Consider the following 23,076-nt stretch of genomic DNA (forward strand, 5'->3'; position numbering starts at 1 on the left):
GCGGGGAGAGCCGTGAGTTGAGGGTGTGTGCATGAAACGCGACAACATGGTGCGGCTGACGCGCTTCAAGGTGCTGGAAAAGCGCCGTCAGGTCGAACAGCTCGAACTCATGCTGCAGGATTTTTCGCGGATGGCCGGGGAGCTGGATGCGCAGATCCTCAACGAGGAAAAGAAGTCGGGGATAACCGACGTCACCCATTTCGCCTATTCGACATTCGCCAAGGCGGCGCGTCTTCGGCGCGACAATCTGCAGAACTCGGCCAAGGATCTGAAGGTCCAGATCAACGCCGCGCGGCTCTCGCTGGAGGAAGCCGAGGCGGAACTCGAACATGCGGAAAAGATCGAGCAGCGCGACGGCCTGCGCGACGATCACGAGCCGCGGCGTTCGGCGATCGCCTGATCGGCAGGGACCGTTCGGGCAAGAACGCGCCAGGGGAACGCCATCGGCGCCCCCTGCCGCGGCGATTCGTCATCGCCGACGGCAATGGCGGAGCGTCGTCGGACACGCCCGGGAAAGGCTCCGATCCTTCACCACTTCTTGTAGGGCAGGAATTTTCCGGTCATCTCGACCTTCACCCGGTCGCCCTTCGGATCCTCGACCTTCGAGACGACCATGTCGAAGTCGATCGCCGACATGATGCCGTCGCCGAATTTCTCGTGCACCAGCGCCTTGAAGGACGGGCCGAAGACGCCTGCGATCTCGTAGAGCCGATAGATGCAGGGATCGGTGGGCACGTCCCGGTTCCAGTCCTTGCTCGGGCATTCCTGCAGTTCCTCGACGGCCGCCTGCGGCAGGTCGAGCAGCCGGCCGAGGATCTCGGCCTTGTCCTGCGGGCAGGCGCCCATGCCGGTCGCGACCATGTGGGTCCAGACCGGCGACATGCCGATCTCCGCGGCGATGCCCTCCCAGGTCAGCTTCTTGCGCTTCGTTTGGGCGAGGACGAGGGCGGTGACGTCGTCGCGGCTCATGATGTCGGTGGTCATCGAGATTCTACTCCTTCACATTGCGATCGAGGCTGGCTCATCCGGCGACCAGAAGGCCGGCGAGGACGATGACGGCGACGGCGAGGGCGGCGGCGACCGCCTGCCAGAAGCGGACGGGGTCCCGCATCGCGATCGGCTTGCGCTCGCGCGTGGTGAAGGCCGGATTCGGATGGGACAGGTCGTGGACGAATTCGGCCACCTCGGCGTAGCGGCGGGCGGGATCGATCGACACCGCTTTCCGCAGTGCCCCCTCGACGAAGTCGGGCACGTCGAGATCCTCGCCTCCGGCCGGCCGCCAGACGAGGCGACGCTGCTCGCGCCTCGTTCGGGTCCGCGCCAGAGCCGCCCCGTAGGGCAGATCGCCGGTGAGCATGTGATAGGTGAGGACGCCGAGGGAAAAGACGTCCGAGCGCGCCCGCCCGACGTCGCCGCAAAGCTGCTCGGGCGCCGCAAACTGCAGCGCGCCGGCCGCCGGCGTGTCGGCGGCGAAGGCCTTCGCCTCCTCGACGCCGGCGACCCGCGCGGCGCCGAAGTCGATGAGCACGGCCCGGCCCTCGCGATCGATCATGACGTTCTCGGGCCTGAGATCCTGATGCACCATCTCCTTGCGGTGCATCGCCTGAAGACCGTTGCCGACGTCTGCGACGATCGTCCGCACTTCGGCGAGACGAAGCTGCGGCGTCTCGTCGAGGATCGCCCGGAGCGTGCGGCCTTCGAGGAGATCCATCGCCGTATAGAGCGCCGAGCGCGGCCGGCGGCGGGGCAGGGCCTTCAGGCAATGGCGGCTGGAAAGCCGCGCGGCGATCCATTCCTCCATCAACAGGCTGCGGCGGGCGGAAGGATCGTCGAAAAGTTCGGAGGCGACGAACTTCAGCGCGGCGCGCTCGCCGGTCTCCGCGTCGCGGGCGGCAAGGACGTGGCTGCGCGGACCGAGATGCAGCCGGCGCTCGATCAGCCAGCCGTCGAAGCTCTCGCCTTCGCCGGGAATGACGGCCGGCGGCTCGAGATCGCCGTCGGCCAGCCATTCCCCGGCCTCGGCCACGGGCAGCCGGTCGACGCGCAGGATCTGGACGGTGAGATTGTCGCGGCTGCCGTTGTCGAGCGCCCTCGCGGCGATCGCCTTCGCTGTGCCGTCGAGATCGGCGCCGGCCGCAACGACGAGGGAGGCGAGTTCGCCGGGCGCCAGATGTTCGTGGACGCCGTCCGTCGTGAGGAGAAAGACGTCGGCCTCGCGGAGGGTGAGCGCGCGATGGTCGATCTCGACGTTCGGCGCCATGCCGAGCGCCCGGGACAGATAGCTCTCGGACGCCGAGAGGATCAGCCGGTGATCCTCGCTCAAGGGCTCGAAGCTGCGGCCCGAAAGCCGGCTGATCCGGGTGTCTCCGACATGGAAGAGATGCGCCGTCCGGCCCTTGAGGACGAGGGCGCTGAAGGTGGTGACGTGGCCGCGGTCGGGATCGGCGCCTTCTGGATCGGGGCGGGCGGCGCGGCGGGTTTCGGCGTGGAGCCAGGCATTGGTGGCGGCGATGACCTGACCCGCCGAATGGCGGACGCTCCAGGCCTCGGAGGTGCAGTAATAGTCGGTGAGGAAGCTCTTCACCGCGGTCTCGGCCGCGACGCGGCCGTGGCGGGAGGAGGAAATGCCGTCGGCGATGGCGACGGCAATGCCCTTGGTCACGAGCGCTGCTCCGCGCGGCACGACGGCGCCGTAGAAATCCTGGTTCGCCGGCTTGGCGCCGGCCTCGGACCAGCCGCCGAGAGAGACGGCGAGGACGCCGGCGGACGCGGCCGCCGGGGCGTCGCCGGGGTGCGGGGCCGCGGGCGCGGCGGGAGCGGCAGGCCGCCCCTCCGCCCGCTCGTCGCCGGCAGGCGTTCCGGCGCGGGTCGGGGCGGCGTCGGGCTTCGGCGCGCCGGCTCTTCCCGCCGGTCCGTCGGACGGCGGGAAGATCTCGTGGATGGCGCGCAGGAGCGGGCGGGTCATCGTCTTGCGACCGTCTTTCGCCTCACTCGGCCGGCTGGGCCAGCGGGCTGACCGGGCCGGCGGCGTTGCGGGCCTGCTTCGTGCCGTAATGGGTCGAATAGAGCGTGGCACCGACGAAGGTCAGGCCGCCGACGACGTTGCCGATGATCGTCGGGATCTCGTTGAAGAGGAAATAGTCCATCCAGGTGAACTGGCCGCCGAGAATGATGCCGGACGGAAACAGGAACATGTTCACGATGGAATGTTCGAAGCCGAGATAGAAGAAGACCAGGATCGGCATCCACATGGCGACGACCTTGCCGGTCACGGAGGTCGACATCATCGCCGCGACGACGCCGGTCGAGACCATCCAGTTGCACATGACGGCGCGGATGAAGAGCGTCAGCATGCCGCCGAAGCCGGCGGCGGCATAGCCGAGCGTGCGGCCTTCGCCGATATGGCCGATCTTCTGTCCGACCTCGTTCGGCTCCTGGGTGAAGCCCATGGTGAAGATGATCGCCATGAACAGGGCGACGGTGAGAGCGCCGGCGAAATTGCCGAGAAAGACCAGGCCCCAGTTGCGCGCGAGGCCCTTCATATCGCAGCCCGGGCGCTTGTCGAGGAGGGCGAGGGGCACGAGGGTGAAGACGCCGGTCAAAAGGTCGAAGCCGAGCAGGTAGAGCATGCAGAAGCCGACCGGGAAGAGCAGCGCGCCGACCAGCGGATTGCCGGTGTTGACGGTGATCGTCACGGCGAAGGCCGCGGCGAGCGCCAGGATCGCACCGGCCATATAGGCTCTTATCAGCGTGTCCTTGGTGCTCATGAAGATCTTCGCCTCGCCGGCGTCGACCATCTTGGTCACGAATTCCTTGGGTGCGAGATATGACATCGTGTGTGGTTCCCCTGCTTTGGTTGATTGTCGTCGTCGGTCTGTCGGTCTGTCGGTCTGATGCGGATGGGCCGGCTTTCGCCCGCCCCGCGGCGCTACTCGGCGGCTTCCCGGATGCCGGCCGTCTCCTCGTCGAGCGAGAGTTCGATCACCTCGGTGAGCGGGTCGACCCGCGTCGCGAAGACGCGCACCCGGCCCTCGTCCGGGCCGCGCATCGCGCCGCTCTGCAGCGAGATCACCGCGTTGTGGAGCGGGCAGGTGACCGAGGAGTCGTGGACGATCCCCTGCGACAGCGGCCCGCCCTTGTGCGGGCAGCGATCCTCGGTGGCGAAGATCCGGTCCTCGGCGGTGCGGAACACCGCGATCCGGCCGAAGGGGGAATCGACGCAGCGCGCGCCGCGCCGCGGAATGTCGGTGACGAGACCGATCCTGTGCCAGTCGGTCATTCCGCGGCCTCCTGAAACGAGATGTCGGCCATCGGCTTGAACTCGTGGCTCGCCAGGCCGCCGCTCGCCCGGTCTGCCCAGGGATCGCGCTGGGCGAACTTCTGGCTGAAGGCGAAGCGGTCGAAATAGACCCGGCGTTTCGCCGCGTCGTCGACGACGGCCGCCTTGATCGACTCCATCCCGACCCGCTTCGCCCATTTGTAGATGCGCTCGAGATAGTGCCCCTGCTCGCGATAGAGCTGGACGAGGGCGACGATCGTCTCGAGCGCCTCCTCCTCGGTCTTCACCTGGGTGAGCACCTCGGTGCCCTTGATGTCGAGCCCGGCCGCACCGGCGAAGTGGATCTCGTAGCCGGCGTCGGTGCAGATGACGCCGACGTCCTTGCAGGTCGCCTCGGCGCAATTGCGCGGGCAGCCGGAGACCGCCATCTTGACCTTGGCCGGCGTCCAGGACCCCCACATGAACTTTTCGACCCGGATGCCGAGGCCGGTGGAATCCTGCGTCCCGAAGCGGCACCAGTCGGTGCCGACGCAGGTCTTCACCGTTCTGAGCGCCTTGCCGTAGGCGGCGCCGGAGACCATGCCGGCGGCGTTGAGATCGGCCCATACGGCGGGCAGGTCCTCCTTCTTCACCCCCAGCATGTCGATGCGCTGGCCGCCGGTGCATTTGACCGAGGGGATCTGGAACTTGTCGACGACGTCGGCGATCGCCCTCAGCTCCTGCGACGTCGTCATGCCGCCCCACATGCGCGGCACGACGGAGTAGGTCCCGTCCTTCTGGATGTTGGCGTGGACGCGCTCGTTGATGAAGCGGGACTGGTCGTCGTCGACATATTCGCCCGGCCAGTCGGCGAGGAGATAGTAGTTCAGCGCCGGCCGACATTTGGCGCAGCCGCAGGAGGTCTTCCATTCGAGCTCCTGCATGACCTCGGGGATCGACTTCAGGGATTTCGCGACGATCAGCCGGCGCACGTCCGCATGGGAGAGGTCGGTGCAGCCGCACATCGGTTTGACGGCCTGAGGGTTGAAGGCATCGCCCAGCGTCAGCGCCATCAGCTGCTCGACGAGGCCGGTGCAGGTGCCGCAGGAAGAGGACGCCTTCGTGTGGGCGCGGACGTCTTCCAGCGTGGTCAGGCCCTTGGCCGTGATCGCGCCGGTGATCTTGGACTTGCAGATGCCGTTGCAGCCGCAGATCTCCGCATCGTCCGGCAGGGCTGCGGCGGCGGCGATGGGGTCGAGCGGGGATCCGCCCTGGTAGGACTGGCCGAAGATCAGCGTCTCGCGCATCTCCGAGACCGGCGTCTTCTTCTTCATCAGGTCGAAGAACCAGGCGCCGTCCGCCGTCTCGCCGTAAAGCACGGCGCCGATGATGCAGTCGTCCTTGACGACGAGGCGCTTGTAGACGCCGGCGCTCGCGTCCCGCAGGACGATCTCCTCGCGGTCGTCGCCCTCGGCGAAGTCGCCGGCCGAAAACAGGTCGATGCCGGTGACCTTCAGCTTGGTCGAGGTCACCGAGCCGAGATAGTGGCTCTCGCACGGTCCGCAGAGCTGCGAGGCGACGACCTCGGCCATCTCGTAGAGCGGCGCGACGAGGCCGTAGCACTGGCCGCGATGCTCGACGCATTCCCCGAGGGCAAAGACGTCCGGATCCGACGTGCGCATGTCGTCGCCGACCTTGATTCCCCGACCGACGTCGAGCCCGGCCGCCCTGGCAAGACCCGCCGAAGGGCGGATGCCGACGGCCATGACGACGATCCTCGCGTCGATGACGGTGCCGTCGTCGAGCTTCACACCCTCGACCTTGTCCTCGCCGAGGATGGCGTGGGTGTTCGCCTTGGTGACGATGTCGATGCCGCGCGCCTTCAGGGAGCGTTCCAGGAGATAGCCGGCGGCGGGATCGAGCTGGCGCTCCATCAGCGTCGGCATCAGGTGCAGGACGGTGACGTCCATGCCCCGCAGCTTCAGGCCGGCCGCGGCTTCGAGGCCGAGCAGGCCGCCACCGATGACGACGGCGCGGCCGCCGCTCTTCGCCGCTTCCAGCATCGTCTCGACGTCGTCGAGGTCGCGATAGGTGAGGACGCCGGGCAGGGTGGAGCCGGGGATCGGGACGATGAAGGGGCTGGAGCCCGTCGCGATGATCAGCTTGTCGTAGGGCGCCGTGGTTCCGTCGGCTGCCGTGACGGTCTTGGCCGTGCGGTCGATCGCATCGACCCGCTTGCCCTTGTGGAGCGTCACGCCGTTGGCGGCGTACCAGGCGTCGTCGTGGGTGACGATCTCCTCATAGGTCTTTTCGCCGGACAGCACCGGCGAGAGCATCAGCCGGTTGTAGTTGACCCGCGGCTCGGCGTTGAAGATCGTGACCTCGTACTGGCCGGGGGCCTTTTCGAAGAGGTGCTCCAGCGCCCGGCCGGGCGCCATGCCGTTGCCGATGACGACGAGCTTTTCAGGCATGGGCGAGAGGCTCCATGGAGTTGCGGCAGGGATCGGAATTGCGGCGCGGATCGATCGGCCGAAGGGATCGACCGGCCGCGGCGGAGAAGTGCGGCACCCCGACGTCATTTCCGGCGGGCGGAACGACGACGAAGCAACGTCCGAGGATCGCGGTCGGGACCGGCATTCGGCAAAGTTCTCCCGTTGCCGGACGCAGGGAAGCGTCGGCCTGATGATGTTTGGACAAAGAAAAAGGCTGCCCGACCCTTCGCGTCACGACCGATGGTCTGTGACGGTGCAAAGAAGTGTCGGCAGCCTTGCCAGTGACGCCCGCCTTTGGACGCCGAATGTTGCGAGGCGACAGTAACGCCTCACGGCATAGTGTTAGAGCAGACGGCGGCAGTCCGCAATGCGGACAAGCGCATTTTCGCAAGTTTTTTGAGCTTCAAAAAATAATGCACATAAAATATTCAAATTGAAATCGGCTTGGGCAGTGTCGACGCGAACGGGCTGAGCATTTGCCTTTCAGGAATGCACATCCGCCGGCTTCGGGCGCCGCCAGTCAGTTCGGGTCTGCCGCGGCTCAGTCCTCGGCGTCGAACAGCCCGGCCGGCCGCTCGCCGGCTTCCGGGGAGTTGGTTCCGGTCCCGCCCATGGCCGCGTCGAACAGGGTCGGCGAAAAGGTCTCGTCGGCGATCCTCAGGCCCGCATCGGAGGAAGGCGCGTCGCCCCAGCGGGTCATCTGGCGATAGAGCCAGCGGCCGTGGCGGGGGTCGGGCCGGTTGGCGCCGCCGCCGGCGAAGACCATGAAGTCGGCGATCTGGCGGAAACGGCCCGGCGCCGTTTCCAGCCGGCCGGCCAGCCCCGGCATCAGCGCGGCCTCGGCGACGTCGATCCGCTCCGGGGCGGAAAGGAGCCCGGCGAGGGTCTCGAAATTCTCCGGATCGGCGCACCAGGCGGCGGCGTCGCACAGGGCCATGACCAGGCTCGACAGCGTCTCGGGATTTTCCTCGGCGAAGGCCCGCCGGACGCCGAGCACCTTTTCCGGTCCGCGCCGCCAGATCTCCGCCCGGCTGGTGACGATCCGCCCCGCCCGCCGTTGCACCGCGATCGTCGCCCAGGGCTCGCCGGCGCAGAAGCCGTCGATGCCGCCGCCGGCGAGCGCGTCCGGCATCAGAGGCGGCGGCAGGACGGTGATCTCGACGTCCTTCTCCGGCACGACGCCCGAGGCGGCGAGCCAATAGCGAAGATCGTAGTTGTGGCTCGAATGGGGATGGACGACGGCGAGCCGCAGCGGCGCCTCGCCGGCCTCGACGCGGCGCCGCACCACCGCCGCGAAAGCCCGGCCGGCGCTCGCCGGCGTTTCGTCGAATCCCTCCGGCGCGCACCGGTCCATCGTCTCGGCGACCGCGTTGGAAACGGTGATGCCGTTGCCGCCGAGCGCCAGCACCATCGGCGCCAGCATCGGCACGGGAAGCGGCCCGAGGCCGAGATTGGCGGCGATCGGCATCGGCGCCAGCATGTGGGCGCAGTCGAACTGGCCGACGCCGATCCGGTCGCGGACCGTCGCCCAGGAGGTTTCCCGCTGCAGCGACAGGACGACGCCGCGCTCCTCGGCAAAGCCCTTTTCGGCCGCGGCGATCAGGACGGCGCTGTCGAGAAGCGGCACATAGCCGGCGCGGACGAAGCTCGGCCCGGCCATCAGTCGTCTCCGAGCAGGGTGTAGGCGGAAACGAGGCTGGCGGCGACCTCGCCGATCCGGCGGTTCTCGTTCATCGCGGTGCGGCGCAGCAGCTTGTAGGCCCCCGCCTCGTCGAGTTTCTTGGCCTTCATCAGGATGCCCTTGGCGCGGTCGATGATCTTGCGCTCGGCAAGCTCCGACCTGGCTTCTGCGAGTTCGCGCGACAGGCGGCTGACCGCATTGAAGCGCGAGATCGCCATTTCGAGGATCGGCTTGATCCGCTCCTTCTTCAGCCCGTCGACGACGTAGGCCGAGACGCCGGCCTCGATCGCCGCCTCGATCTCGGCGGTGTCGGAGCGGTCGACGAACATCGCCATCGGCCGCTTCACCACGCGTGAGACCTGGAAGAAATGTTCGAGCTGGTCGCGGTTGGGATTTTCCAGATCGACGACGATGACGTCGGGCTCCAGCATCTCGATGCGCTTCACCAGCCCGGCGACGGTGGTGACGACCGACACGTTGCCGTAGCCGGCCTCCCGCAGCCCTTCCTCGATGATCGAGGAGCGCAGGCCGTTGTCGTCGACGAGAAGGATGGTGAGCGGCTGCGACATGAGGAGAATATTGCACCTGCGAAAATCGAATGCGCAACGGCAAAAAACGCGATCTGACGCTGCGGCCGAAAGTCCTTCGCCGGAAGGCTCCGCGAGAATCGGCCGTCTCGCGACGAAAATCGCCGCGCTTGATCCCGATCAATGCTCCTCGGGGCGCCGGGTCTAGTCTGGGTCCAACCGGATGGAGATTCCCGACATGACCCAGATGATGAAAGCCGCCGTCGTCCATGCCTTCGGCGAGAAGCTCGTTCTCGAAGACGTCCCCGTGCCGCGGCCCGGCCCCGGCGAGGTTCTCGTCAAGGTCGCCGCTTGCGGCGTCTGCCACACCGATCTCCATGCCGCCGAGGGCGATTGGCCCGTCAAGCCGACACTGCCGTTCATTCCCGGCCACGAAGTGGTCGGCACCGTCGCCGAACTCGGGGCGGGCGTCACCGAGCTTTCGCTCGGCGACCTCGTCGGCGTGCCATGGCTGCACGATGCCTGCCGCGCCTGCGAATATTGCGAAACCGGCTGGGAGACCCTGTGCGAGCACCAGCACAACACCGGCTACAGCGTCAACGGCGGCTTTGCCGAATACGTCATCGCCGCGGCTCCCTTCGCGACGCGGCTGCCGGCCGGCGTCGATCTGGCCGCCATCGCGCCGATCCTCTGCGCCGGCGTCACGACCTACAAAGGCCTGAAGGAGACCGACGCCAAGCCCGGCCAATGGGTGGCGATCTCCGGCATCGGCGGCCTCGGCCACGTCGGCGTGCAATATGCCAAGGCGATGGGCTTCAACGTCGTCGCCCTCGACATCGCGGCCGACAAGCTGGAACTGGCGAAGCGCGACGGGGCGGACGTGGCGATCGACGCCTCGGCGCCCGACGCGGTCGAGAAAGTGCTCGAGGTCACCGGCGGCGGCGCCCACGGCGTCCTCGTCACGGCGGTCTCCGTGCCGGCCTTCAACCAGGTGCTCCACATGGTGCGCCGGCGCGGCACCGTCAGTCTCGTCGGACTGCCGGCCGGCGAGTTCCCGACGCCGATCTTCGACGTCGTCCTGAAGCGCATCACCGTTCGCGGGTCGATCGTCGGAACGCGCGCCGATCTCGACGAGGCGATCGCCTTTGCCGCCGCAGGCAAGGTGAAGAGCGAGGTGCGGACCGCGCCGCTCTCCGCGATCAACGAGATCTTCGCCGATCTGAAGGCGGGCAGAATCGAGGGGCGCATGGTGCTCGACATCGACATCGCCGGGACCGCGCGACAGGCCGCGCCGGCGTCACGGGCCGCGTGAGCGTCGGGAGGAGGCCATGTACCGGACCATACTCGTCTGCCTCGATGCCGCCGAACGCGTCGACCGGCTGCTCGACGTCGTCCTGCCGATCGCCGAGAGGCACCGCGCCCACGTCGTCGGGCTGCACGTGACGCCGAGCGCGCTCGCCGATCTCGCCACGGAGATCTCGGTCGAATATCTGGAAGAGACGCGCAAGTCGCTGCGCCATACGGCCGAGGCCGTGCGCGCCGCCTTCGAGGCGCGGGGCGCCGCGACGGCCGTTTCAATGGAATGGCGCTGCGAGGAGCCGAGCGCCCCCGACTATGCCCGGTCGGTGACCCGGCACGCCCTCTGCTCGGACCTCGTCGTCGTCGCCCAGTCGCACACGTCGGAATGGTTCGGCGGCGGGCTGGTCACGGACGTTCTGTTCGAGACCGGCCGGCCGATCCTCTTCGTGCCGCGGGAGGGACGCTTTGCCGCCGTCGGCGCGCGTCCCGTCGTCGCCTGGAACGGCACGCGGGAAGCGGCGCGGGCCGCCTTCGACGCAGTTCCGCTTATGTCGGAAGCAGAGGTCGTGCGGGTCATCGCCGTCGATCCGCATCGCAGCGACGCCAAGTCGGGCCTGGCGCCGGTCGCCGATCTCGCGGCTTCACTGGCGCGCCACGGCCTGAAGATCGAGGCGAACGCCACCTACAGCGGCGACATCGCCGTTTCGGACGCGCTGCTCAACTATCTCGCCGACGTCGGCGCCGACCTTCTGGTGATGGGCTGCTACGGTCATTCGCGCATCCGCGAGATGCTGTTCGGCGGCGTCACCCGGCAGATCCTGCAGCAGATGACCGCGCCCGTGCTGATGTCGCGGTAAGGCGGGCGAGAGGTCCGACGGCCGGGCGCCTGAGCCGATCCGGGGCGGCGTCCGGCGTGGCCGTGGACCCGGCCGGCTGAGCCCGCCATGTCGAACCGGGCTCGCGCCGGGCCGGATCAGACGTAGCGGTCGAACATCCGGCTGTTCAGGCCGAGGCGGCGCAGCGCGGCCTCCGGCGGCTTGCGCCCGCCCTCGAGCGCGACCGCACAATGACGGGCTGCCCGAACGTCTTCGAAGAAATCGACCACGCCCGCGACGAAACCTCTTTGGCGTTTCATTTCAACATTCCCTTTCAACTTTCATCTCCCTCAAGATAGACTTCCTATCGGAGGAGTTGAAGCGACGATCCGAGGGCTCTGCCATGCAGAACGTGCATGTCTCGGGTGGATGATTTGTCGGCAAGGCATAGGCCGGCATCGCGCGCCGATGCCGGCGAGGCCTCGGTCGGGGCCACGGGGCGGTTCAGCGCTCCGGGATGACGATCGAGGCGGACAGGCGCTTTGCGAGCGGGCCGATCGCCTCGGGCTTGCCGAAGAAATAGCCCTGCGCGAGGCAAATGCCCGTGGCGGCGATCGCCTCGACCTGAAGTCTGCTCTCAAGCCCCTCGGCGACGACCGTGAAGCCGATCCGTTCGGCGAGGTGCTGCACCAGTTCGACGATCGAGCGCGAAGCCTCGTTCTCGGAGATGACGCTGGCGAAGCTGCGGTCGATCTTGACCTTGTCGAAGGAGTAGGTGGCGAGATAGCCGATCGAGGCGTAGCCGGTGCCGAAGTCGTCGAGCGCAAAGCGGATGCCGAAGGCCCTGAGTTCCGCCATGGTCGCAAGCGTCTGATCCGGATCGTCGACGAGGACGGACTCCGTCAGTTCCAGTTCGAGCCGGTCGGCCGGCACGGCATGGTCCTCGATGATCGCGCGGATCGCCGCGACCAGGCGCCCCGGCTGGCGAAACTGCATCGGCGAGACGTTGATCGAGACCGAAACCTCGCCCGGCAAAAGGACGATGTCGGTGGCGGCGCGCTCCAGCACCCATTCGCCGAGATCCGAAATCAGGTCGCTGCGCTCGGCGATGGGGATGAATTCCGCCGGCGAGATGCGGCCCTTGGCCGGATGATTCCAGCGCAGCAGCGCTTCGAGGGCGACGACCTTGCGTGAGGCGATTTCCACGATCGGCTGGTAGTGAAGCTCGAACTGGCCGCTCGCCAGGCCTTCGCGCATCTCGTTTTCGAGTTCGGTGCGGCGGCGGAAGGAGGCTGCCATTTCCGGGCGGAACAGGCACGCCCGGTTCTTGCCGCCGGTCTTGGCTTCGTAGAGCGCGAGGTCCGCGGCGGTCATCAGCGAACCGCCGTCCCGACCGTGGCGGGGGCCGATGGCGATGCCGATGCTGGCGCTGATCGAGAACTTGCGCTCGCCGACGATGACCGGCGGGGCGAGCGCCAGCATCAGCCGCTCGGCGGCCGCGAGGCTGATCTCGCCATCGGCGGACGGAATGATCGCGACGAATTCGTCGCCGCCGAACCGGGCCAGGAAATCGGTCAGCCGGAAGGCCGTGCGGATGCGCTCGGCGATGGCCACGAGCACCTTGTCGCCGGCACCGTGGCCGAGGGAATCGTTGATGGTCTTGAAGTCGTCGAGGTCGATGTAGAGGATCGACACCGAACCGATCCCCTCCCGAAAGCCCGGCCCGATCGACGCCAGGATGCGGTCGAGTTCGTGACGATTGGCAAGGCCGGTCAAGGGATCGGTCCGGGCCAGCGTCTCGATCTTCTGCTGGGTCAGTTTCCGCTCGGTGACGTCTTCTGTGACGATGAGGACGCCGCCCGCATCGGTCGGTTCGGCATGGACGAGCAGCGTCTTGCCGCACGGCGTCGTCAGTTCGCGGGCGCTGGTCGCCTTCTGCTTGAGGGTCCGGTGGACGTCCTGGCGGATCAGCGTGGCATCGCTCCGCGACAGATGCCGGGCCCTGATCGCGTCGGTCAGCATCGTTTCGAGATCGTTCGTCTCGGCATCGACGCCGTAGAGATCGCCATGCCGGTCGTTCTGAAGCTCGCGCACCAGGCTGGCGTCGAAGGTGACGAGGCCGTGGGTCATCGAGCGCAGCGCGAGATCGGCCTGTTCGGCATGTTTGCGCGACGACGCTTCCTTGTCCTGCGCGGCTGCGGTCGCGTCCGCCAGAGCCTTCAGATTGCGGTTGAGCGACAGGACGATGAGGAAGTTCGTCACGATGTAGAGGATGATGAAGGCCGCGATGATCCGGTAGCTGGTCTGTTTCGACTGTTCCAGCGCCATCATCAGCGGGACGCACAGGCACAGCACCTGGATGATCACGTATTTCGGCTTGGCCGCATTGCGCGCGACATATCCCGAAGCGAAGGCCACCGCGGCGATCACGTTGAGGATCTGCACGGCGGGCATTTCCGTGGCGGCGATGGCCCGGAAGGAGCAGACGCCCTGGAGGAGCGCGAAGACCGTCGCGCCGATCTGGAACTCGAGATCCCAGCGTCGGGTCGCCGGGCGGCTCTCCCCGTCGTGGGAGGCGCGACGATAGCGGACGAGCGTCGCGATCCGTCCCATGAGGACGAGGGTCGCCGCGACGGCCAGTCCCGCGAACGTGCGGTCGCCGGTCCATCGCCAGGAAATCAGCATGACCAGGATGCCGACGGCGTTGGAAAGAACGAGCGAGGCCGGGGACGAGAACAGCGAGCCGACGAGAATGCTTTCGCGCGACGCCGGGACGCCGCGTTGCCCTTGCAACGGCACGCGGCGCGTCTTCCTGGCCTTTGCCGTCTGCAAGGCGAAATGGCCTCTGGTTGAAACTGACACCGCCCGTCCGTCGTGGTGAGCTACTATGCCGCAGCCTAGGGCGGAGATGTTAACGCTTGACTGAAAGGAGATGGCGAGGCGGTGAAAATCTTGTCTCGAGCCAACCGGTCGGGCGCTCGTCCCGCGCCCGGGAAATCCTCATCCGGCGCTTCGGGCGAGCAGCCGCTGCTGGGCCTGAACGATGCGCTGCAGCCGGGTGATCTCGGCCTCGCTCAGAGCCAGCATGTGATCGACCCAGGCTGCGCCGGCGATCGCGAGTTCCGCCGCAAGGTCGGGCGCCATGCGGTCGAAGGCGGCGGCGATGGCGATGCGCGAGCGCCGGCTCGCCGCCGTTTTCGTGCAGAATTCGCGAACCCACATGGCACCCGCGCCGTCATCGACGACGGCCTCGAGTGCGCCCTTCTCGTAGAATTCCGCAGCGGTGAAGGCGCGACCGGACAAGAGCATGCGCTCCGCCTCCACCGCCCCGATGCGGCGGGTGAGGATCGGCGCGGCGGCGATCGGAAAGTGGTTGTAGCTGATCTCGGGATAGCAGAACGTCGCCGATTCCTCTGCCACCATGACGTGGCACGCGCGGGCCGGATCGATGCCGCCGCCGAGCGCCCTGCCATGCACGGCCGCGACGGTGGCGAAACGGCCGCCGAGCCCGGAGAGATTGCCCGCCATCACGGCGCAGGCCGTCTCCGCGTAGCGGACGAGACCGCCCCGGTCGCGCCGGGCGAGGCATGCGAGATAATAGTCGAGATCGCCCCCCAGCGAAAAGGCCGGCCCGGCCGTGCGGTAGGCGATGACCTCGACCGGCATCGGCTCGCCGGCCTCGACCATCGCCCGGAGCGCGTTCTGAACCCGCAGCACGCTGTCGACGAGAGGCAGGGTGAAGACCGGTTTCGGCTCCGGATGCATGACCAGCCACAGGAGCCGGTGCTGCTCTTCGAACATCAGCTGAAGCTGGGGAAGGGGGCCGGTCCGGTCGACGATGCGGTCGACGACCCCCGAAGCGGAAAGGGCAGCGGAAACACCGTGGCTGGTATCGACTGGATGAACCTGCGACATCGGTACGATCTCCACACGGGGGACGACCAATGCCTAATCCTGCAATCGCAATCTGTAAAATCGAAACCTAAGATAAAGTTAACGCTCGGGTTTTCATTGAGGCCATCGCAACCAGGTTCGGCGCGGCTCCGGCGAGTGCCGGCCCTCCACGTCCGGGGGCGACATCTCGAACCGGGCGTCCGGTTGCCGGCCGGATCCGTCGACGCGCCGAGACCCGGAAAGGACCGGAAGACGCTCGCCGCCATCGAGGGCCCGTGCTCTCAGAAGGTCTTGGCTCCGTTCACCGGCAGCCTGATCCCGTAGAGGGAGGTCGTGCCGCAAATATAGAGATAGTTTCGCTTGGGGCCGCCGAAGCACAGATTGGCGACGACTTCGGGGACGTGGATCTTGCCGACGAGCGTTCCGTCGGGATCGTAGCAGTGGACGCCGTCGGCGGCGCTCGTCCAGATCCGGCCGGCATCGTCCAGCCGCAGGCCGTCGAAGAGGCCGCTGGTCGAAACCGCGAAGACCTCGCCGCCCGACAGCCGCCCGTCGTCCGAGACGGCGAACCGGCGGATGTGCCTCGGGCCGTCCTCGACGTGGGTGGCGCCGGTGTCGACGATGTAGACGTGGCGTTCGTCGCCGGAGAAGGCGATGCCGTTCGGCTGGACGAAGTCGTCGGCGACGACGACGAGGCTTCCGTCCCTGGGATCGAAGCGGAAGACGAGGCTTCCCGGCTGCTCCCTGTCGCCGCGGTGGCCCTCGTAGTCGCTGTCGATGCCGTAGGTCGGATCGGTGAACCAGACCGTGCCGTCGGATTTCACCACCACGTCGTTGGGGCTGTTCAGCCGCTTGCCGTCGTGACGATCGGCGAGGGTGACGACCCGGCCGTCGAACTCGGTGCGCGAAACCCGCCGGCCGCCATGCTCGCAGGTGACCAGCCGGCCGGCCCTGTCGACCGTGTTGCCGTTGGAATGGCCGGCGGGCTGGCGAAACACCCCGACCGAGCCGGTGCACTCGTCGTAGCGCAGCATCCGGTCGCTCGGGATGTCCGACCAGACGAGCGCGCGGGCGGCGGGAAAATAGGCCGGGCCCTCGGCCCAGCGGCAGCCGGTGAACAGCGTGTCGAGGCGCGCCGTCGGCACGAAGAGGCGCGAGAAGCGCCGGTCGAGAACCTCGAAAATCTCCGAATTCGTCATCGTTGCATCCTCCCGCTCGTGTCGCCTGCGCCCGTCGGCGCGGCGCTGCCGGCATCGGGGTGGTCCGCCTCCCGGACACGTTCATCCCGACCTGCCGGAACCCTGCAAGCCTTAGGATCTGACGTCTTCGTTGTCACGGCCGGAGTCGGGCGCTTCGTGGCTGGCCGAGCGGACGGCTTCAGGCGATTCGGCGGATCGCCGCGGCGCTTCGCGCGCCCTCGCCGAAGCGATCGTTGCGCCGATAGCCGACGAGGAAGTTCTCGGCGATCTCGCCCGCCGGAAGCGGCTTGCCGAAGAAGTAGCCCTGCAGCTGATCGCAGCCGAGCGAAGCGAGGAACCGCGCCTGCTCCTCCGTCTCGACGCCCTCCGTCGTCACCTTCATCTTCATCTGATGGGCGAGCGAGACGATCGTGCGGACGATTTCCTTGACGTTCGGCTCGCCGTTTTCGAGCGCCTTCATGAAGGACTGGTCGACCTTCAGCTTGTCGAAGGGGAAGCGCCAGAGATAGCCGAGCGACGAGTAGCCGGTGCCGAAGTCGTCCATGTCGATGGAGATGCCGAGCTGCTTCAGGGCGAAGAGCTGGTCGAGGATCGCGGTCGAGCGTTCGAGCATCAGCGATTCGACGACCTCGACCTCGAGCCGTTCGCCCTCGATCCCCGCCGCGTCGAGGGCGCTGCGAATGATCGCCACGAGATCGCCGTCGACGAACTGCACGGCGGAGAGATTGACCGAGACGAAGAGCGGCGCCGGCCACTGGGCAATCTGCCGCGTCGCCTCGCGGATCACCCAGCTGCCCATCGCCTTGACGTAGCCGCGCGCTTCGGCGATCGGCACGAATTCCGACGGCGGGATCAGAGTGCCCTTCTCGTCGCGAAGCCGCACCAGCGCCTCGAACCCGACGAGCGAGCCGTCGTGGCCCCGGACCAGCGGCTGATAGAACAGTTCGAACCCGTCGTTCTCGACCGCGCGCTTGATGTGCGCCTCGACGTGGCGCCGCCGGTGCATGACCTCGTCCATCTGCGGCTCGAAGAACACCAGCGGACCCTGCCGGTCGGCCTTGTGATGGAAATGCGCGATCTCGGCATGCTTGACGAGTTCGGAATGGCTACGCCCGTGTTCGGGCGCAAAGGCGCAGCCGATCGAGATCTTCGGCACGATCTGATGGCCGTCGATCTCCACCGGCTCGCCGACGGCCTCCGAAAGCTTCTGCGCCAGTTCGCCGACGAGGCGGCGATCGGAGACCCGCCGGCGCACGATGGCGAAATCGTCCGGACCGATGCGGGCGACCAGGTCCTCCTCGTCGAGACTTGCGGCGAGCCGGCGGGCGACGATGCGCAGGATCTCGTCGCCCCTCGCCTGGCCGCACCGATCGTTGATCTCCGCCAGGTCGTCGAGATCGACGTAGAGATAGGCGATCTCCTCGCGCGTCGCCCGGATCTTGAACAGCAGCTGGTCGCAGGCTTCCTGCATGCGGCGGCGGTTCAGAAGCTGCGTCAGGGAGTCGTGGTCGGCGAGGAAGCGGATGCGTTCGTCCGCCTCGGCGATCCGGCGGCGGCGGCGATGGAAGAGGACGAAGGGCACGATGGTCGCGGCGAGGACGACGACGATGACGAGGGCGTAGGTCCGGGCGAGGGTCGACTGATAGTGGTAGCGCTCGGCGATCATGTCGGAGACGACGGACAGGAAGCCGATGGTCCGGCCGTCGCGGATCAGCGGCATGATCACCGAGGGATTGGTCTGCCCGGCGTCGGAGACCACCTGCCAGGCGCCCGGACGGGAGACGGTGGACGCAGACAGCTTGTCGCCCGTCGAGACGCCGCCCGGACGGTCCCGGAGCAGCCATTCATAGCGCTCGGACCGGGACCGGAACACTTCTTCGCCGTTCCGGTCGAACAGCGCGTAGCCGTCGATGCTCGAAAGGTCGGCCACCCGGCGCACGAAATTCTCGGCCTCCGGGTCGCGGGCAATGCCCGTGAGCATGGCGTCGGCATAGCGTTGCGGGCCGAGGAGAAGGTCGGCGAAGTTCTGGCCGCGGCTGCGCATCTCGGCTTCGACCAACCTGCCGACGGCCTCGTGTCCGATCGCAAGGACGCTTCCCGCGACGACGGCGAAGATCGCCGCAGCCCCCAGGATACTCGTCCAGAACAGCCGTTTGGTCAGAAGTGAAATCATGAAACGCGCCACTCGCCCATGCCAAGACACTGAGTGACAAAGGTAAATTTTTCGGTGCGCGTGGGCGGCTAAAAATCGCTCGTGAGTGGCGTCGCAGCAGAGCCCGGCCGGAACGCCCCAGGCACGCGGTCTAGCCCTTCACCTTCTGATAGGCGTCGAGCGCGCGCTGGCGACCTTCGCCGTGGTCGACGATCGGCTTCGGATAGTCCTTGCCGAGGGTGACACCGGCTTTGGCCAGGACCTTTTCATCGGCCTCCCATGGAGCGTGGATCGCCTCGGCCGGCACGTCTTTCAGCTCCGGTACGAATGCGCGGATATAGGCGCCTTCGGGGTCGAACTTCTCGCTCTGGGTGATCGGATTGAAGATCCGGAAGAACGGCTGGGCATCTGCCCCCGACCCCGCCACCCACTGCCATTGCGCGGTGTTCGAGGCGATGTCGCCGTCGACCAGCGTGTCCCAGAACCAGCGCTCGCCCTCCTGCCACTGGATCAGGAGGTCCTTGGTCAGGAAGGAGCCGACGATCATCCGGACGCGGTTGTGCATCCAGCCGGTCTGCCAGAGCTGGCGCATGCCGGCATCGACGATCGGATAGCCGGTCAGCCCCTTCTGCCAGGCCTTCAGGTCCTTCGGCGATCTCCGCCAGGAGAACCCGTCGAAACGGTCGTTGAAATTGTCGGCCTCGAGGCGGCCGAAATGGTAGAGAAGGTGGTAGTTGAAGTCGCGCCAGACGAGTTCCTGGCGGAAGGTGCGGATGGCGGCATCCGGGATGGTCTTGCGCCGCGAGGCATAGGCGTTGGCAGTGTGCCAGGCGCGGAAGGGCGAGATCTCGCCCCAGCGCAGACGCGGCGACAGCCGCGAGGTCTCGTCGGCGAAGGGCTTTTCGCGACCGGCCTCGTAGTCCTGGAGGAGATCGTCGCAGAAGTGCTCGAGCCGCTCCTGCGCCGCCGTCTCGCCGGGCGTCCAGAGGTCCTGGATGCCGCCAGACCAGTCCGGCTTCGTCGGCAGCAGGTTCCAGTCCTTCAGCCTTTCCGACTTCGGGAAGTCGTCCGGCTGCTTCAGCCCCTTCGGCGGATCCATCGGATCGCGGAAACCGGTTTCCGAGACGTTCTTCCAGAACGGCGTATAGACCTTGTAATAGCCGCCGGACTTGGTCTGGACCGCTTCCGGCTCGTGCAGGATGTTGCCGGTGAATCGCTCGACTTCGACGTCCTCGCCGAGTGCCGTCTCGACGGCGTCGTCGATCCTTCGGGATGCCGGATCGTAGCGGCGGTTGAAGAACAGCGCCGTCGCGCCGACCGCCTCGACGACGTCGAGAACGTGGTCCTTCGCCTTGCCCCGGCGCAGCGTCAGCTCAGACCCGATGCCGCGCAGGGAGCTCGCAAAACTCTCCAGGGAATGGTGCAGCCACCATTTGTGGGCGCCGCCGAGGGCGCGGACGCCCGCCGAGTCCTCGTCCAGCACGACGAGCGGCACGACGGGCCGGCCGGTCTCGGCGGCATGGGCGAGCGCCGGATTGTCGTCGAGCCTCAGATCGTCGCGGATCCAGACGACGATCGGCCCCTCGGGCGCTTCTTCGGCTCGCTTCTCCCGCTTCGACATCGGCTGTCTCGTCTCCATGGCAGGTTTCGATGGTCGGCTGCGTAACTGGAGCCCGTTGGCGCGGTTGCGACCCGCTGCGACGATCCGTCGGGACGAAACAGGTAACGGCCGTTCACGATACGACGACGATTCGTCACGAATCGTCCACTGCCGACCCGGCGAGGCGATGCCTTATCTTTCGGACACCAACCAACGGAGGCGACCATGACCCTGACCGGTCTCCACCACCTGACGGCGATCACCGCGAACGCGCCGGCCAATCTCGACTTCTACACCCGCGTGCTCGGCTTGCGGCTGGTCAAGAAGACCGTCAACCAGGACGACACCTCGGCCTACCACCTGTTCTATGCCGACGGGCTGGCGTCGCCGGGCACGGACGTGACCTTCTTCGACTGGCCGGCGCCGCGCGAAAGCCGCGGCACCCGTTCGATCGCCAGGACCGCGCTGCGCGTTTCCGGCCGGGCGAGCCTCGACTACTGGGCCGGGCGGCTGAAGGAGAAGGGCCTTGAGGCCGGTGCGATCCGCAGCCTCGACGGTCGCGACGCCATCGACTTCGAGGATCCCGAGGGTCAGCGCCTGCGGCTCGTCGACGACGGCGGGGCGGGCGAGGCCAATCCCTGGGACGGCAGCCCCGTCCCGGCGGAGCACCAGATCCGCGGCCTCGGCCCGATCGTCCTCTCGGTGCCGCAACTGGCGCCGACCGAGGCGCTGCTCACCCAGGTGATGAACATGCGCGAGGCGCGGCGATACGAGGAGGCGGGCGCGACGGTCCACGTCTTCGAGATGGGCGCGGGCGGCCCGGCAGCCGAGCTGCACGTCGCCGTCGAGCCGCATCTTCCGCCCGCGAGCCAGGGCGCGGGCGGCGTCCACCACGTCGCCTTCCGCACCAACGACAATGCCGAGTTGACCGAATGGGCAAAGCGGGTGAAGCAATACCGGGTGCCCTCGAGCGGCGAGGTGGAGCGCTATTATTTCCGTTCGCTCTATTTCCGCGAGCCGAACGGCATCCTCTTCGAGATCGCCACGGACGGTCCGGGCTTTGCCGTCGACGAGCCGCTGGCGACCCTCGGCGAAAGCCTGTCGCTGCCGCCCTTCCTCGAGCCGAAGCGGGCGGCGATCGAGGCCAATCTGAAGCCGCTCGCCTGAGGCGGGCGGGGGGCGGCTTGCCGCCGACCCTCGGAATGAGACCGGGCCGAAGTCCGCTGGGGGCAAGCGCGCCCCATTCGACCCGGGATCGGCCCGCCACCCCCGCGCCGCCATTGTCGGCGACGTTCATCCTTCGAGAAGGAAGCCTTCGATGTCCGAAATCCGCCTGACCGGGCCGCTGGCAGAAAGCGGCCTTCTGGCCGCCGGCAGCGCACCGAAGGACGCCCGGCTCGCCGTCGTCTGCATCCACGGCCGCGGCGCCTCGGCTGCCGACATCATCGGCCTCTCCGATGCGTTCGGCCTCACCGACGTCTTCTACGTCGCGCCCGACGCCCCGGGCGGGGCCTGGTATCCGGCCCCCTTCACCCAGCCCCTGGCGGCGAACGAGCCCCATCTCTCAGACGCCCTGGGGCGGATCGGGTCGATCCTCGAAGGCCTCGCGACTGAGGGATTCGGACCGGAGCGCACGGTGCTCGCCGGATTTTCGCAAGGGGCCTGCCTGTCGCTCGAATATCTGGCGCGCAACGCCGGCAGTCTCGCCGGCGTCCTCGGCTTTTCCGGCGGGCTGATCGGACCGGATGCGGCGAACCGGCCGGAGACGGCGAGCCTTGCCGGCACGAAGGTCTTCCTCGGCTGCAGCCGGACCGATCCCTTCATCCCGGCGCTGCGGGTGATGGAGACGGAGCGCCATCTGGCGGAGCGCGGCGCGGAGGTCGACGCGGTGCTCTATCCGGAGCCCGGCCACTCGATCAACGCCGACGAGATCGCCAGGGCCGTCGCCCTGCTGCGGGCGATCGGTTGAGGCTCGCCGTTCCACGTCGGCCCGTTTCGATCCGGCGGGTGCCGACCAAGGCGAGGCCGGCGACGGGCCAGCCGCCTGCTGGCGGGCCGGTGCCCGAGACGTCAGCAGGCTTCGGAGAAGATCGCCAGCACGTGGGAAGCCTCGGAAAGTTCCGGCACGAACTGCTGGCGCCAGACCGGCGAGCCGGCGCGCCGGAGCGTCAGGCCGAGCGGCCGCGCACGGCGCAGGCCGCGCAGCGTGACGCGGGCCGTGTCGCGCCGATGGGCGAGCAGCCGGCCCATCGCCGCCTCGATCTCCATTTCGTCGCCCCGATCGGCGAGCGCCAGCCGGTCGTTCGGCAGCCCGCGGCGGAAATAGCGGGCCTCGTGCAAGAGCTCCTCGGCGGCGACGTTCGCCGCCTCGATCGTCATGTCCCGCGACAGAAGCAGCACCGGCGACGCGATGCGGTCCCAGACGCACTCGATCGTCGGGCGGCTCGGCTGGTCCGGGCTGCCGGTGGCGTGAGAGACCAGGAAGGCCGGAACGAGATCGCCGGCGAGGCGATTGAGAAGCGTCAGGACGGGCGGCAGGAATTCGTCCGAGCGCTGCGGCGGGGCGCAGACGGTCAGGAACCAGCTCTGCTGGGCGCAGTCGTGGAGGATGAGGCCGGCACCGGTCGGCTCGCCGTCCACCGCGAGATCGGGCCGGGCGAGGCGGTCGAGTTCGTCGAAGCGGAAGACCGTCCCGGCTTCGAGTCTTTGATGGCAATCGTCCTGCCAGCCGCCCTCGGAATAGCGCAGGCGCGTCCGGTTGGCGACGGACAGGGCGCGGCGCACCATGAGGCCACGGCGCGCGACGTTTCGGTCGACGCGTCTCAGCCGGGCTTGCGCCCCAGGCATGGCCTTCTCGATGGATCGGAGGAGTGGCGTCCACGACGATGGACACAGGGAAGCCTGGCCGACAAACTCGCGAACGAGGTCCAGCCGTCTTGGAAACTGGAGTAACATTGAAGCATGCCGTTTCTAGGCCCCGCGGGTATGATTCCACCGTCGGGGGAAAAATTCAAGTGTGTGCGAACGCTGCGCAGGGCTCCGAATTCATATGACAGCGGATGACGGGTTGCTTTTGATCTGATTCGATGAAGGGGTTTGATTCGCGGAGCGCTCTCATGTCCCTGTCCATTGCCGAACCAGCGTTGCCAAAGTCCAGGC

Annotated in this window: 19 protein-coding genes; 5 read left to right on the plus strand and 14 right to left on the minus strand. The window is 67.6% G+C overall.

Annotation, left to right across the window (positions count from 1 at the left end; genetic code table 11):
- The first annotated feature begins 31 nt into the window (after nucleotides 1–31).
- Entirely contained in the window at nucleotides 32–400 is a 369-nt protein-coding gene (locus tag LZD57_RS13480) for a flagellar export protein FliJ (protein ID WP_233720000.1), read from the plus strand.
- Nucleotides 401–528: 128 nt separating this feature from the next.
- On the opposite strand, the gene cynS is transcribed toward LZD57_RS13480, so the two are convergent.
- The 7 genes from cynS to LZD57_RS13515 form a co-directional block, all read right to left on the minus strand.
- Nucleotides 529–984, minus strand: a complete 456-nt coding sequence (cynS, locus tag LZD57_RS13485; RefSeq protein ID WP_233720001.1) for a cyanase — start codon at nucleotides 982–984, stop codon at nucleotides 529–531.
- A gap of 37 nt (nucleotides 985–1,021) precedes the next feature.
- Complete coding sequence (locus LZD57_RS13490) at nucleotides 1,022–2,965, minus strand: bifunctional protein-serine/threonine kinase/phosphatase (RefSeq protein WP_233720002.1); 1,944 nt, start codon at nucleotides 2,963–2,965, stop codon at nucleotides 1,022–1,024.
- Between the two features lie 22 nt (nucleotides 2,966–2,987).
- Nucleotides 2,988–3,833: a formate/nitrite transporter family protein gene (locus LZD57_RS13495; RefSeq protein ID WP_233720003.1), complete on the minus strand. Its 846-nt coding sequence runs from the start codon at nucleotides 3,831–3,833 to the stop codon at nucleotides 2,988–2,990.
- A 95-nt stretch (nucleotides 3,834–3,928) separates the two neighbouring features.
- Nucleotides 3,929–4,279 carry a nitrite reductase small subunit NirD gene (gene nirD / locus LZD57_RS13500; protein ID WP_233720004.1) on the minus strand — a complete coding sequence of 117 codons (351 nt, stop codon included), beginning with the start codon at nucleotides 4,277–4,279 and terminating at the stop codon, nucleotides 3,929–3,931.
- Entirely contained in the window at nucleotides 4,276–6,729 is a 2,454-nt protein-coding gene (nirB, locus tag LZD57_RS13505; RefSeq protein ID WP_233720005.1) for a nitrite reductase large subunit NirB, read from the minus strand. Before nirB ends, nirD begins: the two co-directional genes overlap by 4 nt.
- A 562-nt stretch (nucleotides 6,730–7,291) precedes the next feature.
- Nucleotides 7,292–8,410 carry a CmpA/NrtA family ABC transporter substrate-binding protein gene (locus LZD57_RS13510; RefSeq protein WP_233720006.1) on the minus strand — a complete coding sequence of 373 codons (1,119 nt, stop codon included), beginning with the start codon at nucleotides 8,408–8,410 and terminating at the stop codon, nucleotides 7,292–7,294.
- The gene (locus tag LZD57_RS13515; protein ID WP_233720007.1) at nucleotides 8,410–9,000 is read right to left on the minus strand and encodes an ANTAR domain-containing response regulator; all 591 of its coding nucleotides are present in this window, start codon (nucleotides 8,998–9,000) and stop codon (nucleotides 8,410–8,412) included. Before LZD57_RS13515 ends, LZD57_RS13510 begins: the two co-directional genes overlap by 1 nt.
- 196 nt (nucleotides 9,001–9,196) lie before the next feature.
- On the opposite strand from LZD57_RS13515, the gene adhP reads away from it, so the two are divergent.
- Both adhP and LZD57_RS13525 read left to right on the plus strand, forming a co-directional pair.
- Nucleotides 9,197–10,270, plus strand: a complete 1,074-nt coding sequence (gene adhP, locus LZD57_RS13520) for an alcohol dehydrogenase AdhP (RefSeq protein WP_233720008.1) — start codon at nucleotides 9,197–9,199, stop codon at nucleotides 10,268–10,270.
- 16 nt (nucleotides 10,271–10,286) lie between these two features.
- The gene (locus LZD57_RS13525) at nucleotides 10,287–11,114 is read left to right on the plus strand and encodes a universal stress protein (protein WP_233720009.1); all 828 of its coding nucleotides are present in this window, start codon (nucleotides 10,287–10,289) and stop codon (nucleotides 11,112–11,114) included.
- Nucleotides 11,115–11,230: 116 nt separating this feature from the next.
- On the opposite strand, the gene LZD57_RS13530 is transcribed toward LZD57_RS13525, so the two are convergent.
- The 6 genes from LZD57_RS13530 to LZD57_RS13555 form a co-directional block, all read right to left on the minus strand.
- On the minus strand, nucleotides 11,231–11,392 hold the full coding sequence (locus LZD57_RS13530; RefSeq protein WP_233720010.1) for a hypothetical protein: 162 nt from the start codon (nucleotides 11,390–11,392) through the stop codon (nucleotides 11,231–11,233).
- A 184-nt stretch (nucleotides 11,393–11,576) separates the two neighbouring features.
- The gene (locus LZD57_RS13535) at nucleotides 11,577–13,934 is read right to left on the minus strand and encodes a putative bifunctional diguanylate cyclase/phosphodiesterase (protein WP_233720011.1); all 2,358 of its coding nucleotides are present in this window, start codon (nucleotides 13,932–13,934) and stop codon (nucleotides 11,577–11,579) included.
- Between the two features lie 138 nt (nucleotides 13,935–14,072).
- The gene (locus LZD57_RS13540) at nucleotides 14,073–14,987 is read right to left on the minus strand and encodes a crotonase/enoyl-CoA hydratase family protein (protein WP_233720012.1); all 915 of its coding nucleotides are present in this window, start codon (nucleotides 14,985–14,987) and stop codon (nucleotides 14,073–14,075) included.
- A gap of 260 nt (nucleotides 14,988–15,247) precedes the next feature.
- Nucleotides 15,248–16,165 (minus strand): SMP-30/gluconolactonase/LRE family protein, encoded by a 918-nt coding sequence (locus LZD57_RS13545; RefSeq protein ID WP_233720013.1) that lies wholly within the window; start codon nucleotides 16,163–16,165, stop codon nucleotides 15,248–15,250.
- 178 nt (nucleotides 16,166–16,343) lie between these two features.
- Entirely contained in the window at nucleotides 16,344–18,338 is a 1,995-nt protein-coding gene (locus tag LZD57_RS13550) for a putative bifunctional diguanylate cyclase/phosphodiesterase (RefSeq protein ID WP_233720014.1), read from the minus strand.
- A 130-nt stretch (nucleotides 18,339–18,468) separates the two neighbouring features.
- Nucleotides 18,469–19,956, minus strand: a complete 1,488-nt coding sequence (locus LZD57_RS13555) for a cryptochrome/photolyase family protein (RefSeq protein ID WP_233720015.1) — start codon at nucleotides 19,954–19,956, stop codon at nucleotides 18,469–18,471.
- A gap of 186 nt (nucleotides 19,957–20,142) precedes the next feature.
- Between LZD57_RS13555 and LZD57_RS13560 the strand changes: the two genes are divergently transcribed.
- Complete coding sequence (locus LZD57_RS13560) at nucleotides 20,143–21,084, plus strand: ring-cleaving dioxygenase (protein ID WP_233720016.1); 942 nt, start codon at nucleotides 20,143–20,145, stop codon at nucleotides 21,082–21,084.
- A gap of 151 nt (nucleotides 21,085–21,235) precedes the next feature.
- A complete protein-coding gene (locus LZD57_RS13565; protein ID WP_233720017.1) occupies nucleotides 21,236–21,886 on the plus strand; it encodes an alpha/beta hydrolase in 651 nt (216 codons plus the stop codon).
- A gap of 101 nt (nucleotides 21,887–21,987) precedes the next feature.
- On the opposite strand, the gene LZD57_RS13570 is transcribed toward LZD57_RS13565, so the two are convergent.
- Entirely contained in the window at nucleotides 21,988–22,764 is a 777-nt protein-coding gene (locus LZD57_RS13570) for a hypothetical protein (protein ID WP_233720018.1), read from the minus strand.
- Nucleotides 22,765–23,076 lie beyond the last annotated feature (312 nt).

The sequence above is a fragment of the Jiella avicenniae genome, from assembly GCF_021390325.1.
GTDB classification, from domain to species: domain Bacteria; phylum Pseudomonadota; class Alphaproteobacteria; order Rhizobiales; family Rhizobiaceae; genus Jiella; species Jiella avicenniae.

Bases quoted from the DNA above. Each gene is read 5' to 3' on its own strand.
- LZD57_RS13480 (WP_233720000.1), top strand. From the start codon at position 32: ATGAAACGCGACAACATGGTGCGGCTGACGCGCTTCAAGGTGCTGGAA.
- cynS (WP_233720001.1), bottom strand. From the start codon at position 984: ATGACCACCGACATCATGAGCCGCGACGACGTCACCGCCCTCGTCCTC.
- LZD57_RS13490 (WP_233720002.1), bottom strand. From the start codon at position 2,965: ATGACCCGCCCGCTCCTGCGCGCCATCCACGAGATCTTCCCGCCGTCC.
- LZD57_RS13495 (WP_233720003.1), bottom strand. From the start codon at position 3,833: ATGTCATATCTCGCACCCAAGGAATTCGTGACCAAGATGGTCGACGCC.
- nirD (WP_233720004.1), bottom strand. From the start codon at position 4,279: ATGACCGACTGGCACAGGATCGGTCTCGTCACCGACATTCCGCGGCGC.
- nirB (WP_233720005.1), bottom strand. From the start codon at position 6,729: ATGCCTGAAAAGCTCGTCGTCATCGGCAACGGCATGGCGCCCGGCCGG.
- LZD57_RS13510 (WP_233720006.1), bottom strand. From the start codon at position 8,410: ATGGCCGGGCCGAGCTTCGTCCGCGCCGGCTATGTGCCGCTTCTCGAC.
- LZD57_RS13515 (WP_233720007.1), bottom strand. From the start codon at position 9,000: ATGTCGCAGCCGCTCACCATCCTTCTCGTCGACGACAACGGCCTGCGC.
- adhP (WP_233720008.1), top strand. From the start codon at position 9,197: ATGACCCAGATGATGAAAGCCGCCGTCGTCCATGCCTTCGGCGAGAAG.
- LZD57_RS13525 (WP_233720009.1), top strand. From the start codon at position 10,287: ATGTACCGGACCATACTCGTCTGCCTCGATGCCGCCGAACGCGTCGAC.
- LZD57_RS13530 (WP_233720010.1), bottom strand. From the start codon at position 11,392: ATGAAACGCCAAAGAGGTTTCGTCGCGGGCGTGGTCGATTTCTTCGAA.
- LZD57_RS13540 (WP_233720012.1), bottom strand. From the start codon at position 14,987: ATGTCGCAGGTTCATCCAGTCGATACCAGCCACGGTGTTTCCGCTGCC.
- LZD57_RS13545 (WP_233720013.1), bottom strand. From the start codon at position 16,165: ATGACGAATTCGGAGATTTTCGAGGTTCTCGACCGGCGCTTCTCGCGC.
- LZD57_RS13550 (WP_233720014.1), bottom strand. From the start codon at position 18,338: ATGATTTCACTTCTGACCAAACGGCTGTTCTGGACGAGTATCCTGGGG.
- LZD57_RS13555 (WP_233720015.1), bottom strand. From the start codon at position 19,956: ATGGAGACGAGACAGCCGATGTCGAAGCGGGAGAAGCGAGCCGAAGAA.
- LZD57_RS13560 (WP_233720016.1), top strand. From the start codon at position 20,143: ATGACCCTGACCGGTCTCCACCACCTGACGGCGATCACCGCGAACGCG.
- LZD57_RS13565 (WP_233720017.1), top strand. From the start codon at position 21,236: ATGTCCGAAATCCGCCTGACCGGGCCGCTGGCAGAAAGCGGCCTTCTG.
- LZD57_RS13570 (WP_233720018.1), bottom strand. From the start codon at position 22,764: ATGCCTGGGGCGCAAGCCCGGCTGAGACGCGTCGACCGAAACGTCGCG.